We start from the raw sequence: 18,842 nt of genomic DNA, 5'->3' as shown, positions 1-18,842 counted from the left end.
CTCGCGCAATCCCGAATATCCAAGGAGATGAGAGTCATGAAACAGAAATCACACGCAGTAAAGCTTTTGGCGGGCGTGCTGTGCGCCGTGGGCCTGTTCAGCGGTCACGCCATGGCGGCCACGCTACCCAAAGTGAGCATGATGATCGGCGGGATCGACAAGCAGATCTATCTACCGTACCAACTCGCGCAGAATCTCGGCTTCTTCAAGAAGTACGGCGTTGACATGCAGTTGAGCACGGAAACGGCCGGCGGTGTTGGCGCGGAAGAGGCCGTGGTGTCCGGGCAGGTCGAGATGGCGGGGGCCTGGTACCTGCATACCATCGATTTCCAGCAGCATGGCAAGAACGTGATCGGCATCGTCCAGCTCAGCGGCGCGCCAGGCGAGCGAGAAATGTGTGCGACTGACGCTGGCGTCAAGACGCCGGCCGACTGGAAAGGCAAGGTGGTGGGCGTGACCGACGTCGGGTCGGGAACCGACGACCTGACGCTCTACCTTGCCGCCCGCTACCACCTGACGTCAAAAGACTTCACCCGCGTAGGCGTTGGTGCGGGGCCGACCCTGATCGGTGCGCTCAAGCACAACCGAATTGTCTGCGGAATGACGACTCAACCGACCGTCAACGCCGTCGAGAAAATGCGTCTCGGCTACTCCGCGATCGATCTTGCCACCGGCCCGGGCGTCAACAAGTGGCTGGGCGGCTACTGGCCGACGGCCAGCGTGCTTGCGCGAGGCGAGTGGGTACAGGCACACCCGGTTGAAACGCAGGCCGTTGTCAACGCGATGGTCGCCACCATGCACTGGATCCATACGCATAGCGCCGCGGAGATCGCAGATCATCTGCCAAAGGATTTCGTCAGCAATCAGCTGTCGAGCAAGGAGGAATACATCAAAGCGCTCGAGCAGGACAAGGGCCAGTTTCTGCCGGATGGCCTGATGCCGAAGGGCGGCCCCGAAACCGTCCTCGCCGTGGAAAAGCTGGCCGGCAAGATCGTTAAGCCGATCAATCTCGACGCGACGTACACAAATGACTTCGCGATCAAAGCCAATACGCTGCTGGCGAGCGAAGCCAAGGGAGGGAAATAACCGATTGCCTGAATCGGAAGGGGCACGTAATTTGCTGCCAAATGCCCCTTTCCGCAAAAAATGACGTCTGACAGGAGCTGTCTGCGCTTGCGCGGATACCTCCTGATCGGCGCAGCGTGAGCGACCGCGAGGAAACGGTGCGAGACGAACATTCGGCGCAAGTGCGGCACTCGGGTGAAACGCGCCCAAGCCGCGGCTTCGCCAAGACGACTTGAAGTCCGACGTCGCTTGGCCAGTCGAATATCCCTGAGCCGAGAAACCCGGGATCATCGATCACCGTCCTTTGCGAGATTCGTGATCTCTGCAGGCGACGTTTCGTCCCGCTACGTGCGACCCGCCGCTGTCCTGTCGCTTGTTTTGCGCAACCGGAGGCGGATTGCCGACACAGTTTCTGCGTGGACTGTTTAATAGCTCGATGAAACTACTACTTGTAGAAGACAACCTGGAATTTGCGCTCTGGCTCAGCAAGGCATTGCAGGCAGAGCGCTTTACTGTCGAGTGCGTGCATGACGGCTCGACAGCGATTCATCACATCGAGCAGTCGCAGTACGATTTGTTGTTGCTCGACCTTCGTCTGCCGGGCATGGATGGGCGCAGCGTGTTGCGCAACATCCGTCGGCGGCGCAACGATATGCCGGTGCTGGTCGTGACGGCCAACGCATCGGTTGACGCCAAGGTCGACTGTCTGGATCACGGTGCGGATGACTATGTGGACAAGCCGTTCGAACTGAGGGAACTCGTTGCGCGCATCAAGGCGCTGATTCGGAGGCGGGGGCGTAGCAGCCAATCGATCGTGCAATGCGCCGATTTGCAGTTCGATCTGGATACCCACGAGTTCCGGGCAGCGGGCCTGCCGCTCGAGCTGACACTGCGCGAGCACGATGTGCTTGAAACGCTGATGCTGCGCCAGGGCAAGACGGTCACGAAGGCGCAGTTGATGGTCAAGGTATTCGATCTAGGCAGCGAGGCGAGCGAAAACGCCATCGAGACCTACGTGCACCGTCTGCGCCGCAAGCTTGCGGGCTCCCAGGCACGTATCCTCACCCTGCGCGGCTTGGGCTACTTGTTGCGCGATGCCGGCGCAACGACATGAACCAGTTGCGCGTTCGCCTGCTGCTGTGGGTTCTGGTGCCCATGACACTGGTATTGGCGTTGATGGCGGGGCTGTCGTTGGAGAATGCGCGCAGTACCGCGCGCCTGGTTCAGGACCGCCGGCTGCTGGCGTCCGCCGAGGTGATGGCCGGGCAGGTGCGCTGGCAGGACGAACGATTGAGCGCAGAAACACCGCCGGCAGCACTCCGAATGTTCGCTTCACGGGCGCAGGATCGCGTCTATTTCCAGGTGCGCGCAACCCCCGGCGAACTGCTCGCCGGCTGGCCGGATCTGCCCCAAGGCGCTGCGCCGGATAATGGCGCCCCTTCTTATAGCGATATTCAGTATCGCGGCAATGACCTGCGCATGGTGACGCTGATGCGCCGCGTGTACCGGAACGGACACACGACATCCGTGTCGGTGAGCGTAGCCGAGAGCCACAACGCCTTCCATCGTCTGATCGCCACGCTATGGCGGCCTGTCCTTATCCAGGAGTCGGTGCTGCTCGCGGTGGCGCTGGCGCTCATGATCGTCGGATTGACGCTCGAACTGAGGCCGCTTTTGTTGCTTCGCAGAGATTTGGAAGCGCGCGAAACGGACGATCTGACGCCGCTGGAAACAGTGCAGTTGCAAGGCGAGCTGCAACCCATCGTCGAGACGATCAACCAATACGCAACGCGTCTGACCGCACAGGTCAACATACAGAAAAGGTTTGTCGCAGACGCGGCGCACCAGCTGCGCACGCCGGTCGCGCTTGTCAGCACCCAACTCGACTACGCCACCCACCTTGCCGTCGATCCCGAGTTGAAGGAAACCCTTCGCGCCGTGCGTGCATGCACCCGGCGTCTCAAGGATCTCATCAACCAGTTGCTGAGCCTCTCTCACGCGGAAGCCGCTCGCGGCACCCATCTGCCGCGTCAGAACGTGAATCTGCTCGAATTGACGCAGCAGGTACTGGTTGACCTGTCGCTGCTGGCGGATGACAGGGGTATCGATCTCGGCTTGAGTTCGAGCAGTACAGACGTTTGCGTGAAGTCTTATCCAGCGCTGGTCCACGCGCTACTTTTCAATCTGGTGGATAACGCGGTGCGCTATACGCCGCGCGGAGGCAATGTGACCGTCCATGCAGGGCTTGCGGGTGCGGACGCCATTCTGCAGGTCGACGACACGGGGCCGGGCATATCGGACGCACTCAAGCCGCACGTCTTCGAGCGCTTCAGCCGCGGTAACGTTTCCGACAACAATGGGTTCGGGCTCGGCCTCGCCATTGTCAACGAGGCAGCAAAGGCTTGCGGCGGTGTCGTCGAGTTGTCGAGCCGGCCGGGCGGCGTCGGACTCAGTGCCGTTGTCCGATTGCCGGCAAACGTAACGTAGCGCGCCTCAGGATATAGACGGCATGCCTCGCAGCAATGCCGCCTGACTTTATACAGCGTACACGGGAACAAGCATGAGCACTTTGAGGCGTATTGCCGTCACGACGGTCATGATGGCCGGATTCTGTTCGCTCGCGAGCGTCGTCCACGCCGCCGAGAAGATCACGATCATGGTCGGCGGCGAGGACAAGATCATCTATTTGCCGGTGTTGTTGGCGACGCGACTTGGCTACTTCGCAAAGCAGGGGCTGGATGTCGCCGTCGTCACGGAGCCGGCCGGGGTCAATGCCGAGAACGAGATGATTGCCGGCTCGGTGCAGGGCGTGGCGGGTTTCTACGACCACACCATCGATTTGCAAAGCAAGGGGACCGAAGTCGAATCCGTGGTGCAGTTCTCAAACGTGCCTGGCGAGGTAGAGCTGGTTTCAACCACCCAGCAGGAAACGATTGGCTCGCTGATCGACTTTCAGGGAAAGTCGCTAGGCGTGACCGGGCTCGGTTCGTCGACCGATTTCCTGACCCAATATCTGGCAAGCAAAGTGGGTCTTGATAGAGATGATTATCGTCTGGTGCCGGTCGATGCCGGCAAGACTTTCATTTCTGCCATGCGACAACATCTGATCGTCGCCGGTATGACGACCGATCCCACCGCGGTTGAACTGCTATCGACGGGCGAGGCCAAGGTGCTGGTGGATCTGCGCACCGAAGCGGGCACGCGTGATGCCCTCGGCGACATCTATCCTGCGGCATGTATTTACATGCCCACGGCTTGGGTCGATGCACATCGGGACGAGACGGGGCGGCTGGTCAAAGCGATTGTCGGCGCACTGCGATACCTGCATGCTCACAGTGCCGAGCAAATCGTCGATCTGTTGCCGCGTAATTACTACAATGGCAAAAGGACACTGTATGTCGCTGCCATGAAGTCATTTTTGCCTATGTTCACGAGCGACGGGCGTATGCCTGCGGGCGGACCGCAAGCTGTGCTGAAGGTGCTGTCCGCGATTATGCCAGCGGTGAAAGCGGCCGACATCGACTTGTCGAAGACGTACACTGCCGCCTTCGTCGAGAGCGCTGCCAAGTCTGCCAAGTAACGGCGAAGCTGACGTTGCTGGCGAACCTTGGTCGGTTGGATGTCGACGGCATGTCGGCGGTCTCGCCAAGCAGATCGCATCGGCCGACACATGGCGTCAAGCCGCCAACTTCCCCGTCGCTGCCCGATCGAGAAAGCGGAACAGGCGTGCGTCGTCCGAATAGGCGACGTTGAAGCGGAACCAGCGGCAGGGCTCGTTGTGCGCCAGGAAGAACTCGCCCGGTGCCAACATGATGCTCTCAGACAGCGCCGCTTCGGCCAGTTCGCGCGCCGGTTGTGCCGTCTCCGGCAAGCTGCCGCACACAAACATCCCGCCTTCCGGCTGCGCCAGCAGTGTCACCCCGTGCGACTGCAACTGCGTGATGAGACGCGCGCGCGAACGCGTCAGCCGGTCCGACAGTCTTTCGATATGCTTTCGGTGACGTCCCTCGGTGAGAATCGCATGCACGATGCGCTCGTTGATCTCCGAGGACGTGAGGCCCGCCACCATCTTGCTGCGCGCGATCTCATGCGCGAGATCGCGCGAACACGCCAGATAGCCCACACGGACCGACGGCGATATCGTCTTCGAAAAGCTCGACACATAGATCACGCGCGACAGGCCATCCATCGCCGCCAGTGACGGTGTGCCCGCCGGCGCCAGTTCCCGATAGATGTCGTCTTCGACGATCCAGAAACCATGCTGCTCGGCACACTGCAAGATGCGATGCGCCGCCGCCGGGGTGAGCGAGGTGCCCAACGGATTCTGCAACGCTGGATTCACGAACAGCGCGCGCGGACGGTGCGTCTGCGCCGCCTGCTCCAGCGCGGCGAGATCCAGACCGGCCTCGGTGCGTGGAATGCCCACGACGTTGAGGCCCGCCAGACGCAACACCGCCAGCAGATTGCAGTACGCCGGTGCCTCGACCAATACCGTATCGCCCGGCTTGAGCAGCGTGCGCACCACCAGATCGAGCGCCTGCGTCGCGCCATGCGTGAGCACGATGTGCTCGGGCGGCACGTCGATGGACAACTCGCCGAGGCGCCGCGCCAGCCACTGACGCAACGGCCCATACCCCCGCGGATGTCCGTAGTGCGCGAAATGCGCGCCCGGCCCCTTCGAGAGCGAACGCAGCGCGCCATGCAGCCCGTCTTCGTCGAGCCAGCTGTCAGGCAACCATCCGCAGCCGCTCTTCACCGCGATCGCGTCGTCCGCGAAGATCTCGGAAAGCAGCCACGCATTGGTGACTTCGCTGGCCGTGGTGCTCACCGCCAGCGCCCCGCCGGGGCTGGTCAGCCCCGTGTCTCGCGCGTCGGCCGCCCCCGCGACGAAGAAGCCCGCGCCGCGCCGGGCCACGAGCGTGCCGCGCGCGACGAGCCGGTCATACGCCTCGACCACCGTGAACGTGCTGATGCCGTGCGCCTTGGCCAGTGACCGGATCGACGGCATGCGCATGCCGCCGTGCAGCGTCTGACGCTGTAACGCTCGCTCGACCTCCCGCACGATCTGATCGACGAGTGCTTCCGGTTGGGCGCGGTTCAGGGAAAAGGCAAGCGGTTGGACCATGGTATCGGGGCATCGGCTGTTGCCAATACAGTTGAGGCGATTGACCAATACAGAATATACATTTTGCGAGTGACTGTACATGTCTGTATCGGTTCGTCTCTCGTAGGATCGATCCCATCCACCCGTGGCGCGCCGTCGTGCCGAGCGCGGGACATTCTGATCGAGCCAAGCTCTGGGGAGACCCCGCGATGAACATGAAAGACCTGAATCTCGACATGACGGCGTTCTGGATGCCGTTCACCAACAACCGTCAGTTCAAAAGCTCGCCGCGCCTGTTGGTGAAGGCCGAGGGCATGTATTACACGTCGTCGGACAATCGCAAGATTCTCGACGGTACCGCCGGTCTGTGGTGTGTGAACGCCGGCCACTGTCGCACCGAGATTGTCGAGGCGATCCGCCAGCAGGCCGGTGAGATGGACTTTGCACCGACGTTCCAGATGGGACACCCGAAGGCGTTCGAGGCCGCGAGCAAGATCGCCGCGATCACGCCGCAGGGGCTCGATCGCATTTTCTTCACGAACTCGGGCTCGGAGTCGGTCGACACCGCCCTGAAGATCGCCCTGGCCTACCATCGTGCGCGCGGCGAAGGCCAGCGCACACGGCTCATCGGTCGCGAGCGCGGTTATCACGGTGTGGGCTTCGGCGGGATTTCGGTCGGCGGCATCTCGCCGAACCGCAAGGCCTATTCGGGGCAACTGCTGCCGGCGGTCGACCATCTGCCGCACACGCTCAACATCAAGGAGGCGGCCTTCACGAAGGGGCAGCCGGCCTGGGGCGCCCATCTGGCCGACGAACTCGAACGTTTGGTGACGCTGCACGACGCGTCGACCATCGCCGCCGTGATCGTCGAGCCGCTCGCCGGTTCGACCGGGGTGCTGGTGCCGCCTCACGGCTATCTGCAAAAGCTGCGCGAGATCTGCGACAAGCACGGCATTCTGCTGATTTTCGACGAAGTCATCACCGGACTTGGCCGCCTGGGCAAGCCGTTCGCCGCTCAGTATTTCGGCGTGACGCCGGACATCATGACGATGGCCAAGGGCGTGAACAATGCCGCCGTTCCGATGGGCGCCGTCGCGGTGAAGACGGGCGTGCACGACACCATCGTCGACGCCGGTAACTCGGGCGCGATCGAGTTCTTCCACGGCTATACCTACTCGGGTCATCCGCTGGCCGCGGCCGCGGCGTGCGCCGCGCTCGATCTGTACAAGAGTGAAGGCCTGTTCGAACGCGCCGCAACGCTTGCGCCGCATTTCGAGAAGGTCATTCACGGTCTGCGCGATCTGCCGAACGTCATCGACATCCGGAACCTCGGCATGGTCGGCGGCATCGAGCTGTCCAACCGCGACGGCAAGCCGGGCGCACGCGCGCATGAAATCTTCGTCAAGTGCTTCGAGAAGGGAGCACTGGTGCGTTACACGGGCGACATCCTGGCGTTCTCGCCGCCGCTCATCATCAGCGAAGCGCAGATCGACGAGTTGTTCGGCATCGTGTCGGAAGCCATTCGCGAGACGGCGTAAGCGACATCCACAGCAAGGCTGGGCGGCCGCCGCGCGACGCCCCGCCATCCTTCAGACAGTCAGGGCGAACGCCCGCCTCGGGCGGACGCTCGCCCACCGACAGCGATTTCACGGACATCGACATGAATCAACGAGTGAGCACCGAACGTATCGAGCATTGGATTGGCGGCGCAAGCGTCGCGTCTGGAGAAGCCGATCGCCGCTTCGGCGAAGTGACGAACCCGGCCACCGGCGAAGTTATCCGCCAGGTAGCCCTGGGCGGCGCGACGGATGTCGCGGGCGCCGTGGCGGCCGCACGCGCCGCCTTGCCCGGCTGGCGTGCCACGCCGCCGATGAAGCGCGCCCGCGTGATGATGAAGTACCGCGAGCTGCTCGAAACGCATCGCGAAGCACTTGTGCAACTGATCACGCAGGAACATGGCAAGACGCTCGACGACGCCCGCGGCGAAGTCACGCGCGGTATCGAAGTGGTCGAGTTCGCCATGGGCATTCCGCAGTTGCTCAAGGGCGAGATCGCGCCACAGGTGGGCACGGGCGTGGACACGTATTCGATTCACCAGCCGGTCGGCGTCTGCGCAGGCATCACGCCGTTCAACTTCCCCGCGATGGTGCCGTTGTGGATGTTCCCGATGGCCGTGGCCTGCGGCAACACCTTCGTGCTCAAGCCGTCGGAGAAGGTGCCCTCGGCGGCGCTGTTGCTCGCGCGCCTGGCCAAGGACGCCGGGCTGCCCGACGGTGTTCTCAACGTCGTGAACGGCGACAAGGCGGCGGTCGATGCGCTGCTCACGCATCCGGACGTGAACGCCGTGTCGTTCGTCGGCTCGACGCCGATCGCGCAATACATCTACAGCACGGCGTCGGCGCACGGCAAGCGCGTGCAGGCGCTCGGCGGCGCGAAGAACCATGGCGTGGTGATGCCGGACGCCGACCTCGATTTCACCGTCGATGCGCTGATCGGCGCCGCGTACGGTTCGGCGGGGGAGCGTTGCATGGCCATCTCGGTGGCCGTGGCCGTCGGCGACGTGGCGGATGCGTTGGTGGCACGTCTGGCGCAAGCCGCGACGTCGCTGCCGGTCGGCGACGGTGCCGACCCCGTCGCGCAGATGGGGCCGCTGATTACCCGCGCGCATTGCGACAAGGTGCGCGGCTATGTCGATGCCGGTGTCGGCGAAGGTGCGAAGCTCGTGGTGGACGGCCGTGGCCTCAAGGTCGCGCAGCGCGACGACGGCTTCTTCATCGGCCCGTGCCTGTTCGACAACGTGACGCCGGAGATGTCGATTTATCGCCACGAGATTTTCGGGCCAGTGCTGGCCGTGGTGCGTGTGAAGACGCTGGAAGAAGCGATCGCGCTCATCAACCGTAATCCGTACGCCAACGGCACGGCGGTGTTTACGACGTCGGGCGGTGCCGCGCGGCGCTTCGAAGACGAGATCGAAGTCGGCATGGTCGGCGTGAACGTGCCAATTCCGGTGCCGGTGTCGTACTTCTCGTTTGGCGGATGGCGCAATTCGCTGTTCGGCGACCAGCACATCTACGGACCCGAGTCGGTGCGCTTCTACACGCGCTCGAAGGTGGTCACGCGTCGCTGGTCGGAGGGACGCCCGGCGAATGCCGCGTCGTCGCTCGTCATGCCGACGCTCGGCCAATAACGGAGATCAAGCGGCGATCAGCAAAATCGACGCAATTGGCGCTAACGCTGTGCCGCGCAGGTGCCGATGCTTGCCGGCATCGACATGAAAACGCCGTCCGGGGGATCTGAACTACCCTCGGACGGCGTTTTTTGACTTGGGATGGCGGCGAAGTCAGGTCAGATGAACCGGCGCGACGTCGATGCCCTCGTCGAGCAGGAAGCCGCGAATGCGCCGTGCGAAATCGAGTGCGTGTTCGCCGTCACCGTGCAGACAGACGGTTTGCGCCCGAATCGGCACGAGCGTGCCGTCGATGGCGCGCACGCGTTGCTCGCGCACCATCATCAGCGTTTGGGCGAGCGCATCTTCCTCGCGCTCGATCAACGCGCCAGGCGTGCCACGTTTGACCAGCGAGCCGTCCGGGTTATAGCCCCGGTCGGCGAAGACTTCATCGACGGCCTGCATGCCGGCAGCCCGCGCCGCCTTCACCAACTCGCCGCCCGCCAGCCCGAAAATCGCCAGGTCGGTGTCGAACGCGCGAATGGCTTCGACGATCGTCTCGGCCAGTGCCGGGTCACGCGCCGCCTGATTGTAGAGCGCGCCGTGCGGCTTGACGTGCGAGAGCCAGCCGCCTTGGGCGCGCACGATCGCGGCGAGGGCGCCGATCTGATACAGCATGCCCGCGCGGATGTCGTCGAGCGGAAGCTGCATTTCCGTGCGGCCGAAATTTTCGCGGTCGGGAAAGCTCGGGTGCGCGCCGATGGCCACGCCGCACGCCAGCGCCCAGCGCACCACCTGCTGCATCGTGCCCGCGTCGCCCGCGTGCCAGCCACACGCCACATTGGCCGAGCTGACCTGGGCGAGGAGTGCTTCGTCGTAGTTGCAACCTTCTCCGAGGTCGACGTTAAGATCGATTTTCATCCGGGATTCTCCTGCGGGGGACGACGATGGGCGGGCGTGGCGTCAGGCCTTGCGCGAGATGGCCGGCCGCCGCGATGTCGTCAGAATGCCGTGATCGTGCCACGCGAGCGCGCGCTCGATCTGGGCCAGATAGCGCCGCTGTTCGTGCAGCGCTTCGCGCGCCTCGGCGCCGCTGCATTCCGAAAAATACAATGTGCTGCCGAGCCGCGCCTGTCCGAGCCGCCACAGATCGGCGCTGATCACGACGCCGATCTTCGGGTAGCCGCCGGTGGTCTGGGCGTCGGCCATCAGAATGATCGGCTGCCCCGACGGCGGCACCTGAATCACCCCCGGCACCACACCGTGCGAGAGCAGATCGTGGCTGCGATTCTTCTTGCGCGCGAGCGGCTCCGGGCCCGACAGCCGGTAGCCCATGCGGTTGCTGTTGGGCGTGACGTGCCAGGGATTCTCCCAGAAGCCCTTGTGCGAGGCGGCCATGAAGTCGTCGTATTCCGGACCGGGCAGCACCCGCACGCGGTGCGCCAGCGGATCGGACAACCACACCGGCGGACGTACCCCCAACGGCGCGGCCTTGCGCGCGGCGGCGCTGGGTTGCCCGATGGCGATGCGGTCGCCGTCGCGCAGGGCACGGCCCTCGAAGCCGCCGAAGCCGGCCGCCAGATCGGTGCTGCGCGAGCCGAGTGTCTCGGGGACATCGACGCCGCCCGCCACGGCCAGATAAGTGCGCATGCCGAAGCGTGCCGGGCGCAACGTCAATGTCTGACCGCGCGCGACGGGGACGCGCCACCATGACCACACGGGGACGCCGTCGAGATCGGCATGGCAATCGGCACCGGCCAGCGCCACGAGGGTCGCGCTCGCAAAGCGCAGCACGCACGCCCCCATCGTGATTTCCAGCGTGGCGGCGTTGGGGTCGTTGCCCGCGAGGCGGTTGGCGACGGTGCAGGCCAGCGCATCGACGGCGCCGCCGCTGGCAATGCCGAATTCACGCAGACGGGCGCGGCCCAGATCCTGGACCGTGGTGAGCAGGCCGGCACGCAGGATATCGATCACAGGTCGAGACTCGCGATGGTGAAGCGCACACGGTCGCCCGGCGCCAGCAAGGCGGGCGGTGTCGCGGTGGGGTCGAACAGCGCGCTGGACGTGTGGCCGATGATTTGCCAGCCGCCGGGGGAGGCGAGCGGATAGATGCCGGTCTGGTTGCCGCCAATGCCGACCGACCCCGCCGGTACCGACAGGCGAGGCTCGGCGCGGCGTGGCGTGGCAATCGACTCATCGAGCCCGCCCAGATAGGCGAAGCCCGGCTGGAAACCCAGGAAGTAGACGATGTATTCCGGTGCGGTATGACGTTGCACGACCGTCTTCGGTTGCAGACGTGCGTGCTTCGCCACGTCGGCAAGGTCTGGGCCGTGCTTGCCGCCGTAGTGCACGGGGATCTCGATGTCGCGTCCGACTTCCCCGGCGACGGGCTGCGTCTGCCAGGCGTCACGCAGGCGCTCGCTCAGCACGTCGATATCGGTGGCCAACGGGTCGAACACCAGCGTGAGGTTGTTCATGCCGGGCACGACGTCGCGCACGTGAGGCCAATCCTTCGCGAGGGCCGCCGCGTGCCAGACGCGGCGTTGGGACGCGAGCGTGGGCGAGGTGCCCGCTTCGCACACGAGCGCGCTGTCGCCGAGCGGCAGGATCTTGAGCGTTGTCATGGCGAGGGGGGACTGGATTCGCGAGCGGGGGTGTCGGCGCGCGCGAAGGTGGTCGATTCGGTCACGATGACGTCGAGCGCCAGATCGTGGGCTTCGGCCGTGAGACCGTCGATTTCGAGTGCGTCGTAAGCGATGCCGAGCGTTTGCGGCGCCGGGGACATCGAATGCAGGGTGCGGTCGTAGAAACCCCCGCCGTAACCGAGTCGCAGGCCGTCGCGCGTAAAGCCCACGCAGGGAATCAACAGCAGGTCGGGCACGAGCACGTCGGCCTCGAGCGGGACGGGAATGCGGTAGCGGCCTTCCGTCATGCGGGTATCGGGGGTCCAGCGGTGAAAGACGAGCGGCGCGGCCGGGGCGGTCACGACCGGCAGTGCGGCCAGGCGCAACCCCTTGGGCGACGCCTGCGTGAGCCATGCCGAGATGACTTCGCGGGCGTCGAATTCGCCCTGAATCGGCCAGTAGAAGCCGACACAGCGCGGCGCGCGACGCGTCAGCTCGTCGGCCAGCCGGGCGGCGAGTGCGGCGTCGCGTGCGGCGCGTCCGGCGAGCGTGGTGCGCGTGTCGAGCAAGGCCTTGCGCAAACGTGCCTTTCCGGCGACCGATTCGGTCCCATTTCCGGACGTTTGGGCCGCCGATTGGGCGGGGTCCCGTGCTATGCTTGGATTCACTTTTTACCCGACGCTCCCCCGAAGATGTCAGATCGTTTGACCCGAGTATATCGCGCCGTTGCGCTGGCCCTGACCGCTGCCACGCTCGTTGCCTGCAGCACGACCCAGGCAACCGGTCGCGCCAAGGCGCATTCGGCGGCAAGCCGTTCAACGGCATCTGCCGACCTGCTCTCGCAGCGCTCGCCCGACGACATCTTCGTGCAACTGCGCGAAGCGGCTCGCGCCAACGACGCGCCGCGCGCCACGGCGCTCGCAGCCATGCTCTCCGGCTACGACGTGCCGTCTTACGTCCAGTACTTCCAGATCAAGCCGCGCATGTTCGACCGCTCGGGCAAGGCGCTCATCGATGCGCCGGACGATGATATCCGCGCCTTCTTGCGCACGTATGACGGTCAGGCGATCGCCGACCGTCTGCGCAACGACTGGTTGCTGGTGCTGGGCAAGCGTCACGACTGGCAGACGTTCGATGCCGAATATCCGAAGTTCGTGCTCGACGATGACACGCAGGTCAAATGCTACGCGCTGATGTCGCGTGCCGCGCGTGGCGAAAATGTCACGCAGGCCGCTACCGACCTGCTGACCACGCCGAAATACTACGGCGAGGGTTGCGTCGACATGATCAATACGCTGGCCGCAAGCGGCCAGTTGCCGCGCAAGGAGGTCTGGCACCAGATTCGCCTGGCTTACGAGGAAAACTACACCTCGCTCGGCAAGCAGATCGCCGATGCGCTGGGCGCCACGCGCCCGGACGACAGCCTGCTCGACATGGCCGCCACGCGTCCGGCGCAGATTCTCGCGCGTGGGGTGGACGGCTCGGAAGCGTCGCGCCAGCTCACGCTGCTCGCCGTCGTGCGCATGGCCCGCAGCGACGCCATGCTGGCGGCGAGCAGTTTCTCCAGCGTCGCGGGCAGTCTGTCGCCGGACGAGCGCGCCATCGGCTGGGGCAGCATCGGCATGCGCGGGGCGTTGTCGCAGAATCCGATGGCGATCACCTGGTACCGTCAGGCCGGAAACGCCAAGCTCTCGGTGACGGCGCAGGAGTGGAAGATTCGTGCGGCGCTGCGCGCGGGCGACTGGAATCTCGTGCGCACCGGCATTGAAGCGATGCCGGCGGCGTTGCGCGACGACGGTGTCTGGACTTACTGGTACGGCCGTGCGCTGCGCGAAGCCGGGAAGGGCGATGCCGCGCGCGCGCAATTCCAGAAGATCGCCATGCAGCCCAACTTCTACGGACAACTGGCGAACGAGGAACTGGGCAACAAGACGTCGCTGCCACCGCGCACGACCGTCACCCAGGCCGAGGTCGATGCGAACCAGGCGAACGCCGGATTCCGGCGCGCCGCGAAGTTCTACGATCTCGGTTTGCGTTTCGAAGGCAATCGCGAGTGGAATTGGGAACTGCGCAACATGACCGACCGCCAGTTGCTCGCCGCCGCACAGTACGCCAACCAGATCGAACTGTTCGACCGCACGGTCAACACGGCCGATCGCACGAAGGTCGAGCACGACTTCACGTTGCGCTACCTGATGCCGTTCCGCGACAAGGTGGAGCCGCTGGCCGCGGCCGTCGATCTTGACGAAGCGTGGGCCTACGGTCTGATCCGGCAGGAGTCGCGCTTCATCATCAATGCCCGCTCGTCGGTCGGGGCAGGCGGTCTGATGCAGATCATGCCGGCCACCGCGAAGATGGTCGCGCGGCAGATCGGCATGGACTACCAGCCGGGCATGATGCACGACATCGACACGAATATCCGTCTGGGCACGAGCTATCTGGCGGATATCTACAACAAGTTCGACGGCTCGGCGGTGCTGGCGTCGGCCGGTTACAACGCCGGCCCGGGACGTCCGCGCACGTGGCGCTCCACGCTGGATCGTCCGGTCGAGGGGGCCATCTTCGCCGAGACGATCCCGTTCAACGAGACGCGCACCTATGTCGAGAACGTGTTGTCGAACACCACGTACTACTCGGCCCTGATCACGGGTCGTCCGCAATCGCTCAAGGAGCGGCTCGGCATCATTCTGCCCCAGTGACCCGGCAGCGGTCGGAGCCGCGAACCCACCGTCATGTCGCGGAGGTGACGCATGCGCCATAACGTTTGTGTCGTGGGTGGCACCGGCTTCGTCGGCAGCCATCTGGTGGCCCGGCTGGTGTCGATGGGATACGCCGTGCGCCTGCCAACGCGGCGCGTCGACGCCGCCAAGGCGCTCGGCGTGCTGCCGGGTGTGGAACTCGTCGAATGCGACGTGCACGATCCGCGCGCGCTGGAGCGCGTGATCGCGGGCAGCGACGCGGTCATCAATCTCGTGGGCATTCTGCACAGCGACCGTGGCACGCCCTATGGCCGCGCGTTCGCGCGCGCGCACGTCGAGCTGCCGCGCAAGATCGCACAAGCGTGCAGCGACCGGGGCATCGCGCGGCTCATCCACATGAGCGCCCTGGGCGCCGATTCGAATGGCCCGAGCATGTACCAGCGCTCGAAGGGCGACGGCGAAGTCGCAATTCGAGCGACGGGCATTCCCGTCACGATCTTTCGTCCGTCGGTGGTATTCGGTCCGGGCGACCACTTTCTGAATACCTTCGCGGCGCTGCAGCGGCGTTTGCCCGTTGTGCCGCTCGCGTGCGCCACGGCGCGCTTTCAGCCCATTTACGTGATGGATGTGGCGCAGGCCTTCGCGAGTGCGATCGACAACGACGCGACGCTTGGCAAGACGTACGAACTGGGCGGACCGGAGGTCTACACGCTTGAAGCGCTCGTTCGCTTTGCGGGCGCCGCGTGCGGCTGCGAGCGGCCGATCCTGCGATTGCCCGAGGGCGCCGCGCGCCTGCAGGCCGCCTTTTTCGAGCGGCTACCGGGCGAGCCGATCATCACGCGCGACAACCTCGATTCGATGCGTGTCGATAACGTCATGAGCGGCCCGCTGGCGCCCGAACTCGGGCTTGTGCCGAATGGGCTCGAGATTGCCGTCGATTATCTCGACGGCGATAGCGAGGAGCGTCGTCTGTCTGACTACCGGCGTTACGCGGGGCGCTGACACCTCACTCTTTTCAATCCGGCGCGTCACTCCCCGATGCGTCATGCGCGCAAGGAACGTCTTCATGCAACTGATCATTGCCAACAAGAGGTACTCGTCGTGGTCGATGCGTCCGTGGGTCGTGCTCAAGCACTTCGGCATCGCCTTCGAAGAATGCAACGTCTGGCTCGCGCAGCCCGACTCGCGTGAACAGATTCTGCGTTATTCGCCCACCGGTAAAGTCCCGTGCCTGATCGACAACGGCATTACCGTCTGGGACTCGTTGGCCATCTGCGAGTACCTGGCAGAGAGCTATCCGCATCTGCCGCTATGGCCGAAGTCGCGTGAAGCGCGAGCCCATGCGCGCAGCGTTTGTGCCGAAATGCACAGCGGATTCACCGCCCTGCGCACGCATATGTGGATGAACGTCGGCGTGCATTGGCCGGGGGCAGCCGCGACGGATGAAGTGCTTGCCGATGTCCGTCGTATCGAAGCGATCTGGGAGGATTGCCTCGCGCGCTACGACGGCCCGTTCCTGTTTGGCGACTTCACCATTGCCGATGCGTTCTACGCCCCTGTGGTGATGCGTTTCGCAACGTTCGAGCCGGCGTTGTCGGCGCGCGCGCAGGCGTATGTCGATCGCATTCGCGAATTGGCGGCCGTGCAGGCGTGGGTGGCTGCGGGACGCGGCGAGACGCAGCGTGTGGCTTACTACGAAGCGCGTCCATGAAGATTTACGCGGTTGGCGGCGCGATTCGCGACGCCATGCTGGGTTTGCCGGTCAAGGATCGGGACTACGTGGTGGTGGGTGCGACGCCCGAGGAGATGGTGCGGCAGGGCTTCAAACCGGTGGGCCGCGACTTCCCGGTGTTTCTGCATCCCAAGACGCAGGCCGAGTACGCGCTCGCCCGCACCGAGCGCAAGACGGCGCGCGGCTATCACGGATTTTCGTTCTACTTCGCCCCCGAAGTCACTCTCGAAGAAGACCTCGTGCGACGCGATTTCACCATCAATGCGATGGCGCGCGAGGTCATGCCCGACGGCAGTCTGTCGGATCAACTGGTCGATCCCTATGGCGGCCGGCGCGATCTGGAAGCGAGGCTGTTTCGCCATGTCGGCGAGGCCTTCGCGGAAGATCCCGTGCGGATTCTTCGGTGCGCCCGTTTTGCCGCGCGCTTCACGGATTTTTCGGTGGCCGACGAGACGCTCATGCTCATGCGCGAGATGACGGCCAACGGCGAGGTCGATGCGCTGGTGGCCGAGCGGGTCTGGCAGGAAATTTCACGCGGGCTGATGGAGCATCGGCCGTCGCGCATGTTCGATGTCTTGCGCGCGTGTGGCGCGATCGATCGCGTTCTGCCCGAGGTGGCCCGGCTATGGGGGGTGCCGCAGCGCGCCGACTTCCATCCCGAAGTGGACACCGGCGTGCATGTGATGATGGTGCTCGACTACGCCGCGACGCAGGGCTATTCGCTGCCGGTACGCTTCGCCGCCCTCACGCACGATCTCGGCAAAGGCACCACGCCTGACGACGTGTTGCCGCGTCACATCGGGCATGAGGGGCGCAGTGTCGACTTGCTCAAGCCGTTGTGCGCGCGTTTGCGCGTGCCGGTCGATTGCCGTGAGCTGGCGCAGGTCGTGGCACGCGAGCATGGCAACATCCACGCAAGTCCGAAGTTTGGCGCGGCGGCGCTCGTGCGTCTGCTTGAGCGGTGCGACGCCCTGCGCAAGCCCGACCGGTTCGTGGAGATACTTCAGGCCTGCGAAGCCGATGCGCGTGGGCGCGGCGGGGATTTCGCCACGGCACCCTATCCGCAACGCGATCGGTTGATGGCGGCGCTTGGCGCGGCGCGCAGCATCGATGCGGGCGCGGTGGCGCGACGGTATGCCGACAATCCTGTGAAGATTCGCGACGCCGTGCAGGCCGCAAGAATCGATGCGGTCGAGGCGGCGGGGCTCGGGGGCGAGGGGAACTGAGTCGCTGGGGGCATGCGAGACGTTCGCGTCTGCGCATGCCCGCGACCTACGAAGGTCGCTTACTCGAACGCCTTGTCGTTCGGATTCGCGTAGAGCTGCTTGAGCTGTTCGCTCATCGCGAAGTTGAAGTTGATCTGCTTCGGCGGCACCGGCGATTCGAACCACTTCTTGTACATCGTGTTGATCTCGCCGCTCTTCATCACGCCGGCGAGCGTGTCGTCGACGAGTTTCTTGAACTCGGTATCGCCGTGTCTCGTCATGAAACCGTAGGCCTCGAACGATTGCGGTGTGCCCGTGACGACCCAGTCGTCGGGGTTGCGGCCCATCGTGCGCGCGCCGGCGAGCAGCACGTCGTCCATCATGAACGCCTGCACGCGACCGCCCTGGAGCATGGTGAAGGATTCCCCATAGTCCTTGCCCGAGATCACGCTCATGTTCATCTTCTTCTCGTTGTTCATCCTGTTCAGGATGCGCTCTGAGGTCGTGCCCGCATTGGTCACGACCGGCTTGCCCGCCAGATCCGGGAAGTCCTTGATGCCCGAGTGCTTGTTCACGAGCAACCGCGTGCCCGCGACGAAGAAGGTGTTCGAGAAATCGACCTGCGCCTGACGCGCCTTCAGGTTCGTCGTCACGCCGCACTCGATATCGACGGTGCCGTTCTGCACGAGGGCGATGCGGTTTTGCGAAGTGACGGGGATGAAGCGCACTTGCAGGTCAGGTTTCTTCAGGCGCGTCTTGACCGCATCGACGACCTTGTTGCACAGGTCCTGCGAATAACCGATGACGTTGTGATTGTTGTCGTAGTACGAAAACGGAATCGACGACTCGCGATGCCCAATCGAGATCACGCCGCTGCTCTCGATCTTCTGCAGCGTCGCCGAAGCGGGCTGCGCCAGCGCCGCTCCCGTGGCGACACCCATCGCTACGCCCAACATCATCCCGGTCAATCGCATCTTGATCATGTCCTGCTCCTGAAATGGCCTCACTTTGATTCATGATTGAATCATTTGTTGCATGGTAAATTTTTTGCAACAAATGATCAAATCGTAGTTAACCCTAGCGATGGCTGCCGTCCGGCGCGCCGCTGTGACGGCGACGCACGCGGACATGCGTCGGGCCGGCGATCGGCCGCGAATCGGGGCCGCGGGGGGGGGCCGCGCGGAGCGGGGGCTGGCGGCGCCGGGGGGAACCGCGAGGCGCGTGTGGGGCTGACGGACGTTGCAACA

Annotated in this window: 16 protein-coding genes; 10 read left to right on the top strand and 6 right to left on the bottom strand. The window is 64.4% G+C overall.

Annotated features, from left to right (window positions below; all coding sequences use genetic code 11):
- Positions 1 to 36 precede the first annotated feature (36 nt).
- The 4 genes from PanNE5_RS05435 (at position 37) to PanNE5_RS05420 (ending at position 4,645) form a co-directional block, all read left to right on the top strand.
- The gene (locus PanNE5_RS05435; RefSeq protein WP_261939375.1) at positions 37 to 1,086 is read left to right on the top strand and encodes an ABC transporter substrate-binding protein; all 1,050 of its coding nucleotides are present in this window, start codon (positions 37 to 39) and stop codon (positions 1,084 to 1,086) included.
- Positions 1,087 to 1,501: 415 nt separating this feature from the next.
- A complete protein-coding gene (locus PanNE5_RS05430; protein ID WP_130024602.1) occupies positions 1,502 to 2,179 on the top strand; it encodes a response regulator in 678 nt (225 codons plus the stop codon).
- Entirely contained in the window at positions 2,176 to 3,552 is a 1,377-nt protein-coding gene (locus PanNE5_RS05425; RefSeq protein WP_261939374.1) for a sensor histidine kinase, read from the top strand. The genes PanNE5_RS05430 and PanNE5_RS05425 overlap by 4 nt, the downstream gene beginning before the upstream one ends.
- 73 nt (positions 3,553 to 3,625) lie before the next feature.
- The gene (locus PanNE5_RS05420; protein ID WP_261939373.1) at positions 3,626 to 4,645 is read left to right on the top strand and encodes an ABC transporter substrate-binding protein; all 1,020 of its coding nucleotides are present in this window, start codon (positions 3,626 to 3,628) and stop codon (positions 4,643 to 4,645) included.
- 96 nt (positions 4,646 to 4,741) lie between these two features.
- On the opposite strand, the gene PanNE5_RS05415 is transcribed toward PanNE5_RS05420, so the two are convergent.
- Complete coding sequence (locus PanNE5_RS05415) at positions 4,742 to 6,190, bottom strand: PLP-dependent aminotransferase family protein (protein ID WP_261939372.1); 1,449 nt, start codon at positions 6,188 to 6,190, stop codon at positions 4,742 to 4,744.
- 188 nt (positions 6,191 to 6,378) lie between these two features.
- Between PanNE5_RS05415 and PanNE5_RS05410 the strand changes: the two genes are divergently transcribed.
- Together PanNE5_RS05410 and PanNE5_RS05405 are read left to right on the top strand one after the other, a co-directional pair.
- Positions 6,379 to 7,707, top strand: coding sequence for an aspartate aminotransferase family protein (locus tag PanNE5_RS05410; RefSeq protein WP_017234038.1), 1,329 nt, complete (start codon positions 6,379 to 6,381; stop codon positions 7,705 to 7,707).
- A 122-nt stretch (positions 7,708 to 7,829) separates the two neighbouring features.
- Positions 7,830 to 9,356: a CoA-acylating methylmalonate-semialdehyde dehydrogenase gene (locus PanNE5_RS05405; RefSeq protein WP_017234039.1), complete on the top strand. Its 1,527-nt coding sequence runs from the start codon at positions 7,830 to 7,832 to the stop codon at positions 9,354 to 9,356.
- Positions 9,357 to 9,509: 153 nt separating this feature from the next.
- On the opposite strand, the gene pxpA is transcribed toward PanNE5_RS05405, so the two are convergent.
- The 4 genes from pxpA to PanNE5_RS05385 are packed head-to-tail and all read right to left on the bottom strand — an operon-like array spanning position 9,510 to position 12,627.
- Positions 9,510 to 10,256, bottom strand: a complete 747-nt coding sequence (pxpA, locus tag PanNE5_RS05400) for a 5-oxoprolinase subunit PxpA (RefSeq protein ID WP_261939371.1) — start codon at positions 10,254 to 10,256, stop codon at positions 9,510 to 9,512.
- A 42-nt stretch (positions 10,257 to 10,298) separates the two neighbouring features.
- Complete coding sequence (locus tag PanNE5_RS05395; protein ID WP_261939370.1) at positions 10,299 to 11,309, bottom strand: biotin-dependent carboxyltransferase family protein; 1,011 nt, start codon at positions 11,307 to 11,309, stop codon at positions 10,299 to 10,301.
- On the bottom strand, positions 11,306 to 11,959 hold the full coding sequence (gene pxpB / locus PanNE5_RS05390) for a 5-oxoprolinase subunit PxpB (RefSeq protein ID WP_017234042.1): 654 nt from the start codon (positions 11,957 to 11,959) through the stop codon (positions 11,306 to 11,308). Before pxpB ends, PanNE5_RS05395 begins: the two co-directional genes overlap by 4 nt.
- Positions 11,956 to 12,627 (bottom strand): 5-formyltetrahydrofolate cyclo-ligase, encoded by a 672-nt coding sequence (locus PanNE5_RS05385; RefSeq protein WP_410007560.1) that lies wholly within the window; start codon positions 12,625 to 12,627, stop codon positions 11,956 to 11,958. Before PanNE5_RS05385 ends, pxpB begins: the two co-directional genes overlap by 4 nt.
- Positions 12,628 to 12,651: 24 nt before the next feature.
- On the opposite strand from PanNE5_RS05385, the gene PanNE5_RS05380 reads away from it, so the two are divergent.
- From PanNE5_RS05380 to PanNE5_RS05365, 4 genes are all read left to right on the top strand, one after another.
- Positions 12,652 to 14,658, top strand: a complete 2,007-nt coding sequence (locus PanNE5_RS05380) for a lytic transglycosylase domain-containing protein (RefSeq protein WP_017234044.1) — start codon at positions 12,652 to 12,654, stop codon at positions 14,656 to 14,658.
- 51 nt (positions 14,659 to 14,709) lie between these two features.
- Complete coding sequence (locus tag PanNE5_RS05375; RefSeq protein ID WP_017234045.1) at positions 14,710 to 15,660, top strand: complex I NDUFA9 subunit family protein; 951 nt, start codon at positions 14,710 to 14,712, stop codon at positions 15,658 to 15,660.
- A gap of 64 nt (positions 15,661 to 15,724) precedes the next feature.
- Complete coding sequence (locus tag PanNE5_RS05370) at positions 15,725 to 16,369, top strand: glutathione S-transferase family protein (protein WP_017234046.1); 645 nt, start codon at positions 15,725 to 15,727, stop codon at positions 16,367 to 16,369.
- Positions 16,366 to 17,616 (top strand): multifunctional CCA addition/repair protein, encoded by a 1,251-nt coding sequence (locus PanNE5_RS05365; protein ID WP_017234047.1) that lies wholly within the window; start codon positions 16,366 to 16,368, stop codon positions 17,614 to 17,616. Before PanNE5_RS05370 ends, PanNE5_RS05365 begins: the two co-directional genes overlap by 4 nt.
- A 59-nt stretch (positions 17,617 to 17,675) precedes the next feature.
- Here the strand turns inward: PanNE5_RS05365 and PanNE5_RS05360 are convergent, their stop codons facing one another.
- Entirely contained in the window at positions 17,676 to 18,569 is an 894-nt protein-coding gene (locus tag PanNE5_RS05360; RefSeq protein WP_261939806.1) for a glutamate/aspartate ABC transporter substrate-binding protein, read from the bottom strand.
- Positions 18,570 to 18,842: the final 273 nt, after the last annotated feature.

Origin of the sequence: Pandoraea sp. NE5, assembly GCF_024363545.1 — a bacterium.
Lineage (GTDB): Bacteria > Pseudomonadota > Gammaproteobacteria > Burkholderiales > Burkholderiaceae > Pandoraea > Pandoraea cepalis.
The sequence above is the reverse complement of the archived record's forward strand: the minus strand, read 5'-3'. Positions and strand labels throughout refer to the sequence as shown.